This is a genomic window from Rhodococcus sp. 27YEA6 (assembly GCF_044908235.1).
Classification (GTDB): Bacteria; Actinomycetota; Actinomycetes; order Mycobacteriales; family Mycobacteriaceae; genus Rhodococcus_F; species Rhodococcus_F qingshengii.
Map to the genome: position 1 here is coordinate 920,229 of NZ_JBIYCY010000001.1, position 14,159 is coordinate 934,387.

General features: G+C 64.0%; 13 protein-coding genes. 9 read left to right on the top strand and 4 right to left on the bottom strand.

All coding sequences use genetic code 11. The features are described 5' to 3' along the window. The first annotated feature begins 126 nt into the window (after positions 1-126). Positions 127-1,296 carry an ADP-forming succinate--CoA ligase subunit beta gene (gene sucC, locus ABH939_RS04530; RefSeq protein ID WP_003946426.1) on the top strand — a complete coding sequence of 390 codons (1,170 nt, stop codon included), beginning with the start codon at positions 127-129 and terminating at the stop codon, positions 1,294-1,296. 15 nt (positions 1,297-1,311) lie between these two features. Next, entirely contained in the window at positions 1,312-2,214 is a 903-nt protein-coding gene (sucD, locus tag ABH939_RS04535; protein WP_003946432.1) for a succinate--CoA ligase subunit alpha, read from the top strand. 42 nt (positions 2,215-2,256) lie between these two features. Here sucD and ABH939_RS04540 read toward each other — a convergent pair whose 3' ends face one another. Then, on the bottom strand, positions 2,257-2,892 hold the full coding sequence (locus ABH939_RS04540) for a YigZ family protein (protein ID WP_003946418.1): 636 nt from the start codon (positions 2,890-2,892) through the stop codon (positions 2,257-2,259). Positions 2,893-2,978: 86 nt separating this feature from the next. Between ABH939_RS04540 and ABH939_RS04545 the strand changes: the two genes are divergently transcribed. The 4 genes from ABH939_RS04545 to purH all read left to right on the top strand — a co-directional run bounded on the left by ABH939_RS04545 (position 2,979) and on the right by purH (position 7,954). Then, the gene (locus ABH939_RS04545; RefSeq protein WP_064074026.1) at positions 2,979-4,022 is read left to right on the top strand and encodes a DUF5336 domain-containing protein; all 1,044 of its coding nucleotides are present in this window, start codon (positions 2,979-2,981) and stop codon (positions 4,020-4,022) included. A 121-nt stretch (positions 4,023-4,143) separates the two neighbouring features. Then, complete coding sequence (locus tag ABH939_RS04550) at positions 4,144-5,676, top strand: DUF6350 family protein (RefSeq protein ID WP_007727603.1); 1,533 nt, start codon at positions 4,144-4,146, stop codon at positions 5,674-5,676. Between the two features lie 6 nt (positions 5,677-5,682). Further along, complete coding sequence (gene purN, locus ABH939_RS04555) at positions 5,683-6,402, top strand: phosphoribosylglycinamide formyltransferase (RefSeq protein ID WP_030534875.1); 720 nt, start codon at positions 5,683-5,685, stop codon at positions 6,400-6,402. Then, positions 6,395-7,954: a bifunctional phosphoribosylaminoimidazolecarboxamide formyltransferase/IMP cyclohydrolase gene (gene purH / locus ABH939_RS04560; RefSeq protein WP_003946407.1), complete on the top strand. Its 1,560-nt coding sequence runs from the start codon at positions 6,395-6,397 to the stop codon at positions 7,952-7,954. Before purN ends, purH begins: the two co-directional genes overlap by 8 nt. 76 nt (positions 7,955-8,030) lie before the next feature. Here the strand turns inward: purH and ABH939_RS04565 are convergent, their stop codons facing one another. From ABH939_RS04565 to ABH939_RS04575, 3 genes are all read right to left on the bottom strand, one after another. Next, on the bottom strand, positions 8,031-8,252 hold the full coding sequence (locus ABH939_RS04565) for a hypothetical protein (protein WP_003946391.1): 222 nt from the start codon (positions 8,250-8,252) through the stop codon (positions 8,031-8,033). A 451-nt stretch (positions 8,253-8,703) separates the two neighbouring features. After that, positions 8,704-9,672 carry an alpha/beta hydrolase family protein gene (locus tag ABH939_RS04570; RefSeq protein WP_404649382.1) on the bottom strand — a complete coding sequence of 323 codons (969 nt, stop codon included), beginning with the start codon at positions 9,670-9,672 and terminating at the stop codon, positions 8,704-8,706. A 27-nt stretch (positions 9,673-9,699) separates the two neighbouring features. Beyond that, on the bottom strand, positions 9,700-10,272 hold the full coding sequence (locus ABH939_RS04575; RefSeq protein WP_007727593.1) for a DUF4126 domain-containing protein: 573 nt from the start codon (positions 10,270-10,272) through the stop codon (positions 9,700-9,702). Between the two features lie 85 nt (positions 10,273-10,357). Between ABH939_RS04575 and ABH939_RS04580 the strand changes: the two genes are divergently transcribed. From ABH939_RS04580 to ABH939_RS04590, 3 genes are read left to right on the top strand one after another with little or no spacing between them, the layout of a single operon-like run. Continuing rightward, on the top strand, positions 10,358-10,774 hold the full coding sequence (locus tag ABH939_RS04580; protein WP_003946398.1) for a VOC family protein: 417 nt from the start codon (positions 10,358-10,360) through the stop codon (positions 10,772-10,774). Between the two features lie 54 nt (positions 10,775-10,828). Further along, entirely contained in the window at positions 10,829-12,205 is a 1,377-nt protein-coding gene (locus ABH939_RS04585) for an ATP-binding protein (protein WP_404649383.1), read from the top strand. Positions 12,206-12,214: 9 nt separating this feature from the next. Further along, complete coding sequence (locus ABH939_RS04590) at positions 12,215-14,152, top strand: VWA domain-containing protein (protein ID WP_058226066.1); 1,938 nt, start codon at positions 12,215-12,217, stop codon at positions 14,150-14,152. The last annotated feature ends 7 nt before the right edge of the window (positions 14,153-14,159 follow it).

Consider the following 14,159-nt stretch of genomic DNA (forward strand, 5'->3'; position numbering starts at 1 on the left):
TTGCGCGTGACTTGGGCCACATAGCATCAATGCGGGCGCAAACCGAACGCGGCAACTGGTTAAAGTCCAGAACAGACCCGCTCCTACCCCTCGAGCGGGTGACAACGCAGACGAGACGGTGAGCAGATGGATCTCTTCGAATACCAGGCGAAGGAACTCTTCGCCAAGCACGGAGTGCCGACTTCGGCTGGACGTGTTACAGACACAGTCGCCGGCGCACGCGAGATTGCCGAAGAAATCGGTAAGCCCGTGATGGTGAAGGCACAGGTCAAGGTAGGCGGCCGCGGCAAGGCCGGTGGCGTCAAGTACTCGCCCGACGTGGATGCCGCAGTGGCAAACGCCGAGGCAATCCTGGGCCTGGACATCAAGGGCCATGTCGTCAAGAAGCTGCTGGTCGCAGAGGCAAGTGACATTGCCGAGGAGTACTACATCTCCTTCCTGCTCGACCGCACCAACCGCACCTACCTGGCCATGTGCTCGGTAGAGGGTGGCGTCGAGATCGAGGTCACCGCCGAGGAGAACCCCGACGCTCTCGCCAAGATCCCCGTCGACGCAGTCAAGGGCGTCGACCTCGCGTTCGCGCGCAGCATCGCCGAGGCAGGAAAGCTGCCCGCAGAGGTGCTCGACGCAGCGGCCGTGACGATCCAGAAGCTGTGGGAGGTCTTCATCGGCGAAGACGCACTCCTCGTCGAGGTCAACCCCCTCGTTCGTACGCCTGACGATCAGATCCTCGCCCTCGACGGCAAGGTCACCCTCGACGAGAACGCAGCGTTCCGTCAGCCCGGCCACGAGGCATTCGAGGATCGCGACGCTACCGATCCCCTCGAGCTCAAGGCCAAGGAAAACGACCTCAACTACGTCAAGCTCGACGGTGAGGTCGGAATCATCGGCAACGGCGCAGGCCTGGTCATGTCCACCCTGGACGTCGTCGCATACGCCGGCGAGAACCACGGTGGCGTCAAGCCCGCCAACTTCCTCGACATCGGCGGCGGAGCTTCCGCTGCAGTCATGGCTGCCGGCCTGGATGTCATCCTCAACGATGCACAGGTCAAGAGCGTGTTCGTCAACGTCTTCGGCGGCATCACCGCGTGTGACGCAGTTGCCAACGGCATCGTCGGCGCACTGAAGACCCTGGGTGACGAGGCCAACAAGCCGCTCGTCGTTCGCCTGGACGGAAACAACGTCGAAGAGGGTCGTCGCATCCTCGCCGAGGCCAACCACCCGCTGGTCACGGTCGTCGCAACCATGGACGAGGCCGCCGACAAGGCCGCCGAACTCGCTCACGCAGCGAAGTAAGGGACTCACAGAACAATGGCAATCTTCCTCACCAAGGATTCAAAGGTCATCGTCCAGGGCATCACCGGCGGCGAGGGCACCAAGCACACCGCTCTGATGCTCAAGGCCGGCACCCAGGTCGTCGGCGGCGTCAACGCTCGCAAGGCCGGCACCACGGTCTCGCACGTTGCAGCTGACGGTTCCCCTGTCGAGCTCCCCGTCTTCGCGACGGTCGAAGAGGCGATCAAGGAGACCGGCGCAGACGTCTCCATCGCATTCGTTCCCCCGGCCTTCTCGAAGGACGCCATCGTCGAGGCCATCGACGCGGAGATCCCGCTCCTCGTGGTCATCACCGAGGGCATCCCGGTTCAGGACTCCGCTTACGCTTGGGCGTACAACGAGTCCAAGGGCAAGAAGACGCGCATCATCGGACCGAACTGCCCCGGCATCATCACCCCGGGTGAGGCCCTCGTCGGCATCACGCCCGCCAACATTGCAGGCACCGGCCCCATCGGCCTGGTCTCCAAGTCGGGCACCCTGACCTACCAGATGATGTACGAACTCCGTGACTTCGGCTTCTCCACCGCCATCGGCATCGGCGGCGACCCGGTCATCGGAACCACCCACATCGACGCCATCGAGGCGTTCGAGAAGGATCCCGAGACCAAGGTCATCGTGATGATCGGTGAAATCGGTGGCGACGCGGAAGAGCGTGCAGCCGATTACATCAAGGCCAACGTCACCAAGCCGGTCGTCGGCTACGTGGCAGGCTTCACCGCTCCCGAAGGCAAGACCATGGGCCACGCCGGTGCCATCGTCTCCGGTTCCTCGGGAACTGCTCAGGCAAAGCAGGAAGCTCTCGAAGCTGCAGGCGTGAAGGTCGGCAAGACGCCGTCCGCTACCGCTGCTCTCGCTCGCGAGATTCTTCAGTCCCTGTAAGGGGCTTCGCCCCCGTGCGTGGTTAGGGAGTCTCCGGACTCCTTAACCACGCACAGTGGTATCGACCCACATCGACCCGGCAGGTTCCAACTGCCCCGCACCGGATGTGATGGATGCGACGATCGAGTCGAGATCGTCGGCGTCACCGGCGGCGAGTGTCATCACCGCCTTCGATCCATACGTAGTTCCGAGCACCGAGACGCCCCGCGCTCTCAGCTCCGCTTCCACCCGACCGGCCTCTGAGTGCCGGATCGCCAAAGTGCGCAGGACCTTTCTCTCCCTGGCCACAAGCTCGGCCGAATCGAGAGCCACCGAGACCGCTCCCGAATACGCGCGGACCAATCCACCGGCGCCGAGCTTGATTCCGCCGAAATAGCGCGTGACGACAACAATCACATCGACCAGATCTCGAGACTTGAGAACCTGAAGCATCGGCACCCCGGCAGTGCCGCCCGGTTCACCGTCGTCGTGTGCACGTTCGACGCGTGAGTTCGCCTCGTATCCGATCACGAAAGCCGAACAATGATGGCGCGCATCGGGATACAGCGATTTCTGCTCCGCGACGAACTCCGTGGCGGCTTCGGCGTCGTCTACTCGGTGAAGCGCGGCGATGAATCGTGAGTGCTTCACCTCGGTTTCGACGACGTGGTCGGCGCCGGGCGCGAGGGTGAAGGGCATCTGCCCATTGTCTCCTGTCGGTGTTAGCGTGCGAAGTCGAGACACATACGCTGGTAACCATCGAAGACCGTCTACGAGGAGAAGTCATGACGTTCACGCCGCAAGGGCCCAGCTTCGGGCCACCGAATCAGCCGGCAGCGGGCGGTGGAACCAAGAATCTCGGATTCATCCTGCTCATCGCCGTCGCGGCACTCGGCCTGATCAATTTCCTGCTCGGTTTTGCGCCCTTCACGTCGATCAGTGGAAGCAGCAGCGGCATCGGTAGCGGCCTGGATACCAGTTCGAGTTTCTTCGAATCGAGCATCTACGGCCTCGGATTCGTTTTCGCCGGCGGTGTGGTCGCAGGCGTCTCGCTGCTCCCGAAGCAGTCGTATGCAGGCATTGCCGCAGCGCTCACCCTCACGGGTTTCTTCGCTTTGGTGTTCGCCGCGTTCTCCGTCGGTACCAGCGACTACGTCGACATCAGCCTCGGTTGGGGCCTGATCATCGTGCTGATCCTCTCGTTCGTGCAGACCGTCGTCGCAGTCGCCGCGTTGTTGTTCGAGATCGGAATCCTGAAGGCGCCCGCGCCCCGACCGGTAGCTCAGCAGTACGGTCAGCAGCAGCCTTACGGCCAGGCGCCGGGGCAGGCGCCCGGTCAGCCACAGGGATACGGACAGGCTCAGTACGGCCAGCCTCAGCAGGCTCAGCAGCCGGGCCAGTACCAGCAGAATCCGCAGTACGGGCAGGCGCAGCAGCAGGGATACGGGGGAGCGCACGCCGCCCCCGTCGACCCGACCGCTTCGCAGCCGCCTTACGGCCAGACTGCGTCTCCCTACGGGCAGAACCCGGTGCAAAATCCCGGACAGACCGACTCGTCGGCCGCGACGACGTCGTCTTACTATCCGCTGACCTCTCAGCCCGGTGGCCAGCCGAACCCGAGTTACTCGTCGGATCAGTTCACCGCTCCACGCGGTTACGGCCAGCCGTACAACCAGCAGCAGACTGGCTCGACCGAGCAGCCGACGGGCTTCGAGCCGCCCACTTTCGAAGCGCCGACGCCGTCTGCGGAACCTGACCAGGGCAGCAGCGATTCCGCGGCCGAGACCAAGGTCTTCGGCTCGCAGAACCCCGACGAGCGTCAGCAGTAGTACTTCTTCGTTTCACGAACATGAATGTGGCCTCCGACCCGCTGCGGGTGGAGGCCACATTCCGTGAGCCCGACGGCGCGCCTGAGTGCGCGGCGCACTGTCGAGTGAAACCCTCGAGGGGATGAGTTCTTTGATTGATGGCACCCGGTCCCGTCCCACGTCCTCACGACCCGGACGTGGTCGTACTGGCAGCGGCCGCGTCGGCGGCGGTCGCCCGGGACCGAACCCGGACCTGGCGCGCAAGCTGCTGACCGTCGCCTTCCGACCGTCGGGCCTGACGATGCTGCTGATCGCGGCTGTCGTCGTGGTCACTTTGGTATCGGCGAGCAGCGACCTGACCGGAACCTTCGGCGCCATTGCCACCACCTGGTTGGTCATCCACCAGGTGCCGGCGACTATCAGCGGCGTCCAACTCGGTGTACTGCCATTGCTTCCGACGGCCGTCATGATGTGGGTGGTTGCACGCCGATGCGCGTCGACTGCGGTGCACACCGACTCCCGTGACGACACCCTCCGCCTGGTGGGGGCGGCAGTAGCCGGGCCGTTGACTATCACGGCAATCGCTCTCGCCGTTGTCGCCGACGCCTCCGCGGCAATTCCGCTGTCGAGCCCCAACACGTTGGCCGCTTTCGGCTGGGTCGCCGGGATTCACCTGATCGCCGCGTCCGTCGGTGTTGCTGCTGCGCACTGGGATCGCGTCGTCGCCGAGATTCCGCCGTGGGCATCTGCCGCTGTTCGTCCGGCCGCGGCCGCGTCGGCAGCGCTGCTGGCTGCGGGCGCCGTGGCCGTCGTGGTGTCACTACTCGTGTCGTGGTCGACGGTCGGTGACCTACTCGCACGAGGCAACGGGTTTGTCGGCGTGCTGGGATTGACGGTGTTGTCGCTGCTCTATCTGCCGAACCTGGTGGTCGGTGCAGCCGCGGTGATGACGGGATCGACGGCCGATTTCGGCAACGTCTCCATCAGCGTGTTCGGCAACATCGGTGGAGATCTGCCACCGTTGCCCCTTCTCGGAGCGGTTCCGGAAGGCGTCGCCGGCGGAATCTGGCCGGTGCTGTTGATCGTTCCGGCTGCGGTGGGTGTGATGCTCGGCCGTGATTGCGCTCGACGCATCGCCGGGCAGGACAGTGTGCTCGCGGTGCTGACGGCAGCTGCCGGTGCCGGCGTCGTCATGGCTCTGCTTGCCCTTGCTGCGGGGGGAGACCTCGGGCAGTTCGGCACCGTCGAGGTCCTGTGGTGGGGCTTCGGTCTTCTGACTTTTGCGTGGCTGGGATTGTTCGGAACCGTCTCGGCGCTGTTCGCGATGTGGTTCTCACACCGCGGACACATGAAGGACGAGGTTGCGCCGCCGACGGCTGAACCGGCTCGAGCATCCGAGCCCGAACTTGCGATCACGGCCGCGGCCACAACGGATGGCGAGGACGACGAAAACGCCGACGAAGTGCTCGCCCAGGAATCTGCGGTGGTAGTGACCAAGGTCGTCGAAGCCGAAATTGTCGAAGAATCAGGCGAACCCGTGCAGGTAGTGACAGAGGAAACCGTCGAGATCGAAGTAGTCGACGCGGAGGTTGTCGCGGCACCCGAGGCGGACCCCACAGCCGGGGCCGAGCCGGAGACCGACCTGCCCTCGAAGCCGCAGGAGTCCAGCGACTAGGCTGTCATGCGGCCGATACTCCGGCCGCATCATCTTCCAGTTCTCAGGAGTAGTGCGCTGACTGCCTCGGCCGACAATCCGCAGCCGACAATGCCCGACAGGGTCCAATTTCGCGACTCTGTCGCGCGGGTAGTCGTACTCGCTTCCGGCGCGGGAACCCTGCTGACTTCGCTGATCGACGCTTCGCATGCCGAGGGATACCCCGCCGAGATCGTTGCCGTCGGTGTAGATCGTGACTGCCTCGCCGCCGAGCACGCTGCGGATTCGAAGATCCCGTCCTTCAAGGTCTCGATCAAGACCTACGAAAATCGTGCCGCCTGGGACGAGGCGCTGACAGCAGCAGTGGCCGAGTACGAACCCGATCTCGTGGTCAGTGCAGGCTTCATGAAAATCCTCGGCCCCAGCTTTCTCGAGCGTTTCGGCGGCCGAATCATCAACACTCATCCCGCGTTGCTGCCTGCCTTTCCCGGCGCGCACGCGGTTCCCGACGCTCTGGCGTACGGCGTGAAGGTCACCGGTTCCACGGTGCATCTCGTCGACGGCGGAGTTGATACCGGGCCGATCTTGGCGCAGGAAGCTGTGCCGGTGCATGACGACGACACCGAGTCTTCGTTGCATGAACGCATCAAAATTGTGGAGCGACGGTTGTTGGCGGACGTCATCGCCGCTGTTGCTACGCGCGGAGTGGTTTCCGATGGACGAAAGGCCGTGATCCCCAGTGAGTGAACGCAAGGCTGTGCGCCGTGCACTTGTCAGCGTCTACGACAAGAGTGGTCTGATCGAGCTGGCCACGGGCCTGCACGAGGCCGGTGTCGAGTTGGTCTCGACCGGTTCGACCGCGTCGAAGATCGCCGACGCCGGAATCCCCGTGACCCCGGTCGAGGCTCTGACCGGATTCCCGGAATGCCTCGAAGGCCGTGTGAAGACGCTGCATCCGCGCGTCCACGCCGGCGTTCTCGCCGATACCCGCAAGCCGGATCACCTCGCTCAGCTCGAGGAACTCGGCATCGCGACCTTCGAATTGGTTGTCGTGAACCTGTACCCCTTCACCGAGACGGTTGCCTCGGGCGCTAGCCCGGACGAGTGCGTCGAGCAGATCGACATCGGCGGCCCGTCGATGGTGCGTGCTGCAGCCAAGAACCATCCGTCGGTTGCCGTCGTGGTCGATCCGGCTCGGTACGCCGACGTCCTGACTGCCGTTGCCGGTGGCGGATTCACCTTGCGTGAGCGCACTGTGCTTGCAGCGCAGGCGTTCCAGCACACTGCGTCGTACGACGTCGCGGTTGCGAGCTGGATGACGAGCACGATCGCCGCTGACGAGGACGGTTCGCTGTTCCCGGCCTGGGTCGGTGCGACCTGGAACCGCAGCGCTGTTCTTCGCTACGGCGAGAACCCGCACCAGGACGCTGCGCTGTACGAAAACCCGGCTGCGCCTGCAGGTTTGGCTCAGGCGGAGCAGTTGCACGGCAAGGAGATGTCGTACAACAACTACACGGACTCCGACGCAGCGTGGCGCGCAGCGTACGACTTCACTGATCCGGCCGTCGCAATCATCAAGCACGCCAACCCGTGTGGCATCGCCATCGGCACCGACATCGCCGACGCCCACCGCAAGGCGCATGCATGCGATCCGGTCAGTGCTTTCGGTGGTGTGATCGCTGCCAACCGCGAGGTCACCGTCGAACTGGCCGAGCAGATCGCCGACATCTTCACCGAGGTCGTCATCGCGCCCTCGTACGAAGACGGAGCTGTCGAGGTTCTGCAGCGTAAGAAGAACATTCGTGTTCTGAAGGCAGCCGCTCCGACCGCTACCGGAATCGAACTGCGTCCGATCTCCGGCGGTACCTTGCTCCAGCAGCGCGACGTCCTGGACGCCGACGGCGACAACCCGGCCAACTGGACCCTCGCCAACGGTGAGGCTGCCGATGCCGAGACTCTCGCTGACCTCGAATTTGCTTGGCGCGCCAGCCGTTCGGTGAAGTCCAACGCGATCCTGCTGGCCTCCGGCGGTGCCTCTGTCGGCGTCGGCATGGGCCAGGTCAACCGCGTCGACGCAGCGCATCTGGCTGTTCAGCGAGCCGGTGACCGCGTCGTAGGTTCGGTTGCAGCTTCGGACGCGTTCTTCCCGTTCCCTGACGGTCTGCAGGTGCTGCTCAACGCCGGCGTCAAGGCTGTTGTGCAGCCGGGTGGTTCGGTTCGCGACAACGAAGTGATTGCCGCAGCCAAGGAAGCCGGTGTCACTCTCTATCTGACCGGTGCGCGCCACTTCGCGCACTGACTCCTACGTCGGTAGCGGGCCTCGACTCCTCAACGGGAGTTCGGGGCCCGTTCTGCATTCAGGCCGCCCGGGTCTTTCAGGCGGCGCTGCTGTGGGTGCCCTGGAGTTCGCGCGGTGAGCCGGTGATGACGACGCGTGAGGCTCCGCGACTGCGGATCTCGCTGATCAATGCGCCGAGGGTAGCTTCGTGGGCCGCATCGGAGTGTGAAAGATCCAGGGTGACGGCGTATCCGGTGAGGTCACCGGGCAGATCGACATACGGCGGCGCGATGGACAGTTGGTTGACTCGAAGTTTCATGTGGTGCTCCTGCGTGTGAAAGGTAAAAGAAAAGGCACCCGAGGCGTTTGCCCTGGGTGCCCGAGAACGAATCCGGTGAAACTGGGGATCATTCTCGGGGTACACCGCGCTTGTTGCCCATGTGCTTGGCCGACATTGCGGCCGAAAAAATGTGCTTGTCTGCGGTGCAGCTGCGCCACGAAGGTACGGATACGACGTGCGGGTGTAGCGACATGATGTCCGTTCCCTTCTGTGTGGCGTTGCTGGTTAATGGATGACCGTACAGCACGGATCGAGGGTTCGCACCAATAAAAAGCGCCGCGAACGTAAACTCCGGGTGACTTCTGTCCCCGGGCTCGCTGGATTGAAAGAGTCTGCGTTGCAGGTCAGGCGTAGAAAGCAGAATTCCCTCCGCGATGGTTCGCGGAGGGAACTTTCTACCTGAAAAAGAGGACGTTCGGTCTGTACGTGATCAGGAGAACGAACGGACCCACGCTGTGAAGGGCTCCGAGAACTCTGCCGAGTACGGAAGCGGCGCGACGTAGTCGGCACCGGTGGACTGTTCGTCGCCGATGTCCTTGAGTACGAAGTTGGCGTTGCGCATCCGCACGGAAGTCAGCGCTGTATGGGAGAGCGCGGCGTCGAGTGCCGCGACATCGGCGGGAATGACTTGGATGTCCTTGTCCGAGCAGCTCGTGAGAACGGGCATGCCCGCCGGTAGCGCCGCCACGAGCGCAACCGGGTCCAATGCGTCTTCCTCGGCGAGTGCCTTGGCGTTGGCGTGTACGAGTCCCGCATTCTGCAGCGGCTCGGGCAGGTCATCCGGAACAGTGCCCTCGGATCGCAGCGACTCGACGGCATCGGCGAGCGCGACGCGCAGTTCGTCAGCCAGTTCGACCGGCAACTGACCGGCGCCGACGACCGCATCGAGCTGGCGGTGAATCTGCGTCGTGAGTAGATCGAGAAGTCTGACGCTCAGTGGCTCGAGCAGTGCGAGGGCACTGACTCTGGCGCCCTCCTTCGCGGTGGCGAGAGCCAGTGCGACTACGGCGCCGTCGCTGTGTCCGACCACGAACAAGCGCTCGGGATCGACACCGGGTTGCCCGGCGAGGTAGTCCAGTCCGTCGGAGGCGGCGTCGACAAAAGTGTTGAAGCCGAGATCGGCGATGTCCTCGATGTCGTAGTCACCGAGGGCGGTTTCGCCACTGCCGAGCTTGTCATAACGCAGGCTTGAAATCCCTTGTTTTTCAAGAAGATCCGCGGTGAACCGCAGAGTTCCGATGTCGCCTTCGAGGAGGGCGCTGTCGCCGTTGCGATCGGTGGGGCCGCTGCCGGCCAGAATCAGCGCGGCCGGGGCAGGGGCGTCGGGTGAGGCGGCCAGGCGAAGACTCCCGTACAGGGTGACGTCGCCGGATTGGAACGAGATCTCGGTGTCGGACATGACGACTTGTCTACCAGGTCGGTGCGGTCAGGCGGTGCGCAGACTCCGGACACGACGCCAGCCACGCCAGCTGAACCACAAGAGCGCGGCGAGCAGGGGAATGATCAGGAGCGGCAAGATCATCGCGATCAAGGAAGTGAAGAAAGTCAGCACATCCTCGATGACGGAAACGACGGGATTTGCCAGCCCACCGGTAGTGGCCGTACTGACCGCGCGAGTGCCGGTCTGCGCGGCGCTGAACGTCAACGCCGTCGGCGCTCCGACGATGATGCCCGCCAACGCGGCCATCGCAGGGTCGAGATGGCTGAAGGCCGCCCAGGCCGCGATCACTCCGGCGATCGGCCCCGTGACGTTCCCGATCACCGAGAGTGCGTTGTCCACGAACGGAATGAGGTCGGCACCCAGTTCGACCACCGCGGCGATTGCCAATGCCACCAGCGCGCCGGTCGATCCGATCCACCGCATCGACTCGCCGACGGTGATCCCGAACAGTTCGAAGTGGACGGCAGCGCTGAGCATCAGCAGGGGCAGGAAGGTTCGCATTCCGGACGCTGCGGCGAGTCCGAGGCCGAGCATGGCCGGCAACACCCAGGTATCCATGGGTGGAGTTTAGGTCTACTGTGCGCCTTTATTAACCGCCGGCGGTTAATAAAGGCGCACAGCAAAGTCTCGGAAAGGACCTTTCATGGCGACAAACCCGCAGCCGATGTTCTTCCTCAACCTGCCCGTCAAGGACCTCGGCAAGGCCACCACCTTCTACGAGGGCCTCGGATACTCCAAGAACACGCAGTTCTCCGACGAGAATGCGTCGTCGATGGTCATCAGTGACACCATCGTTGTGATGCTGTTGGCCGAGCCCTTCTTCAAGACCTTCACCACCAAGGGCATCGCCGACACCTCGACGTCGACGGAAGCGCTGCTCGGTCTCTCGGCCGAGACCCGTGAGGCCGTCGACGCCCTCGTCGACAAGGCGCTCGAGACCGGCGGTTCCGAAGGTAACGCGACGCAGGATCACGGCTTCATGTACAGCCGCAGCTTCCAGGATCCCGACGGCCACATCTGGGAAATCATCTGGATGAATCCCGAGAACATCGAGGGCTGAGCGACCGAACTTCCTCGGCGAGAGGCGAAACCCCGCAAACACTCGTAGCGTGGAGTGGTGACTGTCGCAAAAACCCTCGGAGAGCTACGCGCCTCCGGACACGTACAGCGAAGTGTCAAGGAAGAACTACGAGAGAATCTTCTCGCCGCGTTGCGGGACGGCCGTGACCCCTGGCCCGGGATAGTCGGGTTCGAGGACACGGTCGCCCCGCAACTCGAGCGGGCGCTGATCGCCGGCCACGACGTGGTTCTGCTCGGCGAACGAGGTCAGGGAAAGACGAGGTTGCTTCGCACTCTCGGGCTCCTGCTCGACGAGTGGACGCCCGTCATCGAAGGCTCGGAACTGGGGGAGCACCCGTACGAGCCGATCACCCCGGCTTCGATACGTCGAGCCAAGGAACTGGGCGACGACCTCCCGATCGCCTGGCGCCACCGCAGCGAGCGGTACTCCGAGAAGTTGGCGACGCCGGATACCTCGGTCGCCGACCTGATCGGCGACGTCGATCCGGTCAAGGTTGCCGAAGGCCGGAGCCTCGGCGATCCGGAGACCATTCACTTCGGCCTCGTGCCTCGCGCGCATCGCGGAATCGTGGCCATCAACGAGCTCCCCGACCTCGCCGAACGCATCCAGGTCTCTTTGCTCAACGTGATGGAAGAGCGGGACATCCAGGTCCGCGGGTACACGCTTCGGCTTCCGTTGGACGTTCTTCTGGTCGCGAGCGCCAACCCCGAGGACTACACCAACCGCGGGCGCATCATCACACCACTCAAGGACCGCTTTGGCGCCGAGATCCGCACTCACTACCCCGTCGAGCTGGCGGGCGAGATCGCGGTGATCGAGCAGGAGGCGCACCTGGCCGCGGAGGTGCCCGACTACCTTCTCGAAATTCTTGCCAGATTCACGCGCTTGCTACGCGAATCCACCTCGGTGGACCAGCGATCGGGTGTGTCGGCACGCTTTGCCGTCGCCGGCGCGGAAACCGTCAGTGCCGCCGCGGTACGACGGGCAGCGGTGCTCGGCGAAGCCGATCCTGTTGCACGGCCCGTCGATCTCGAGTCCGTGGTCGAGGTTCTTCGCGGCAAGGTCGAGTTCGAATCCGGTGAAGAGGGACGGGAACTGGAGGTGCTCGAGCACCTGCTGCGTCGCGCGACCGCCGATACGGTTCGGGTACGTCTCGGCGGGATCGACCTGGGGATGCTGGTTGCTGCGGTGGAGATGGGCAACACGATCGTCACCGGTGAATCTGTCACGGCCAAGGCATTTCTCGACGAGCTTCCGGACCTCGAGGTCCTGGACGAAGTAGCCGAACGTCTCGGTGCGCAATCCGACGGCGAGCGTGCCGCCGGTGCCGAACTTGCCCTCGAAGGGCTTTACCTCGCGCGCCGGATCTCCAAAGATCAAGACCCGGGCGGCCGCTCGGTATATTCGTAAGGGGCAGTGATGATCCACAATCCGCGGTACGGGCCTTACGACGGTGGTCCCGATCCGCTCGCGCCTCCCGTGGATCTGCGCGAGGCCCTGGCAGCAATCGGCGACGACGTGTTGTCGGGCACGTCGCCGCGCCATGCCCTCCGAGAGCTCCTGCGCCGAGGCAACCGGGACATGCGCGGGCTCGACGACCTTGCTGCCCAGGCGAACCGGCGCCGACGTGAGTTGCTACGCCGCAACAATCTCGACGGAACGCTCGACGAGGTTCGTAAGCTTCTCGACAAGGCGGTGCTCGAAGAGCGCAAAGAACTGGCACGTGCTCTCGACGACGACGCACGATTCAACGAAATGCGGATCGAGGAGTTACCGCCGTCGACAGCTCAGGCCGTGCAAGATCTGGCCGACTACAACTGGCGCAGCGAACAGGCTCGCGCGGATTACGAGAAGATTCGTGATCTGCTCGGACGTGAGGTTCTCGATCAACGCTTCTCGGGAATGAAGCAGGCACTCGAGGGCGCCACCGACGAGGATCGTGAGCAGATACGCCAGATGCTGGCTGATCTGAATCAACTGCTCGACGCGCACTCTCGCGGCGTCGACACTGCGGAGCAGTTCGCGGAGTTCATGGACAAGCACGGGCAGTATTTCCCGGACAACCCGCGCAACGTCGAGGAACTTCTGGATTCTTTGGCGCAGCGCGCGGCGGCTGCACAACGATTGCGGAACTCGCTCTCGCAGGAGCAGCGTGACGAGTTGGATGCGTTGGCGCAGCAGGCATTCGGTGATCCGAGCCTGATGAGTGAGCTGAGTCAACTCGACCAGTTCCTTCAGGCGGCTCGGCCGGGTGAGGACTGGGAAGGTTCGCAACAGTTCCGCGGCGACAACGGAATGGGGTTGGGTGAGGGGACCGGTGCCCTGCAGGACATCGCCGAGCTGGAATCCTTGGCGGATCAACTGTCGCAGCAATACGCGGGCGCGGCGCTCGACGACATCGACCCCGAGCTACTCGCGCGGCAACTCGGCGACGAAGCCGCCGCTGATGCTCGCACCCTGGCCGATCTCGAAAAGGCTTTGCAGGAACAGGGTTTCTTCGATCGTGCACCGGATGGTCAATGGCGCTTGTCGCCCAAAGCCATGCGACAGCTCGGGCAGACTGCTCTGCGCGATGTCGCCGGGCAACTGTCGTCGCGAACCGGTCAACGCGATACGCGTCGGGCCGGTGCGATGGGTGAACCGACCGGAGCGTCCCGCGAATGGGAATTCGGGGACACGGAACCGTGGGACGTCACGAGAACCATCACCAACGCCGTCCTGCGTGACCCGGGCCGAATGCCGGTGCGGCTGAGCGTCGTCGACGTCGAGGTGGCCGAAACCGAACAGCGCAGTCAGGCCGCGGTTGCTCTCCTGGTGGACACGTCGTTCTCGATGGTGATGGAAGATCGCTGGGTACCGATGAAGCGCACCGCTCTGGCACTCAATCATCTGGTGAGTACGCGATTTCGCAGCGACGAACTCCAGTTGATCGCCTTCGGACGCCACGCGCACGTGCTGAGCCCGTCGGAGCTCGCTGGTTTGGACGGCGCGTGGGACCAGGGAACCAACCTGCACCACGCACTGTTGTTGGCGGCCAGGCATCTTCGACGCCACTCCAACGCACAGCCGGTGGTACTGATCGTCACCGACGGTGAGCCGACGGCTCATCTCGAAGCGGACGGAGAAGCCAGGTTCGACTACCCGCCGAGTGCACGAACCCTCGGTTTGACGGTTCGAGCACTCGACGCGGTGGCCAGGCTGGGCGCCAAGGTCACGTTCTTCCGCCTCGGTGAGGATCCAGGTCTGGCCAGGGTGGTCGACCGGATGGCGCACCGTGTGGGTGGACGCGTCATCGCACCGGACCTGGACGGCCTCGGCGCCGCGGTCGTAAGTGACTACATGCGAGGTCGCCGCTAATTCTGCC

What these genes read in the sequence shown, in the direction of transcription:
- ABH939_RS04550 (WP_007727603.1), top strand. Translation starts at nt 4,144, where the DNA reads ATGAGTTCTTTGATTGATGGCACCCGGTCCCGTCCCACGTCCTCACGA.
- purN (WP_030534875.1), top strand. Translation starts at nt 5,683, where the DNA reads ATGCGGCCGATACTCCGGCCGCATCATCTTCCAGTTCTCAGGAGTAGT.
- ABH939_RS04570 (WP_404649382.1), bottom strand. Translation starts at nt 9,672, where the DNA reads ATGTCCGACACCGAGATCTCGTTCCAATCCGGCGACGTCACCCTGTAC.
- ABH939_RS04575 (WP_007727593.1), bottom strand. Translation starts at nt 10,272, where the DNA reads ATGGATACCTGGGTGTTGCCGGCCATGCTCGGCCTCGGACTCGCCGCA.
- ABH939_RS04580 (WP_003946398.1), top strand. Translation starts at nt 10,358, where the DNA reads ATGGCGACAAACCCGCAGCCGATGTTCTTCCTCAACCTGCCCGTCAAG.
- ABH939_RS04590 (WP_058226066.1), top strand. Translation starts at nt 12,215, where the DNA reads ATGATCCACAATCCGCGGTACGGGCCTTACGACGGTGGTCCCGATCCG.
- sucD (WP_003946432.1), top strand. Translation starts at nt 1,312, where the DNA reads ATGGCAATCTTCCTCACCAAGGATTCAAAGGTCATCGTCCAGGGCATC.
- ABH939_RS04565 (WP_003946391.1), bottom strand. Translation starts at nt 8,252, where the DNA reads ATGAAACTTCGAGTCAACCAACTGTCCATCGCGCCGCCGTATGTCGAT.
- ABH939_RS04545 (WP_064074026.1), top strand. Translation starts at nt 2,979, where the DNA reads ATGACGTTCACGCCGCAAGGGCCCAGCTTCGGGCCACCGAATCAGCCG.
- ABH939_RS04540 (WP_003946418.1), bottom strand. Translation starts at nt 2,892, where the DNA reads ATGCCCTTCACCCTCGCGCCCGGCGCCGACCACGTCGTCGAAACCGAG.
- sucC (WP_003946426.1), top strand. Translation starts at nt 127, where the DNA reads ATGGATCTCTTCGAATACCAGGCGAAGGAACTCTTCGCCAAGCACGGA.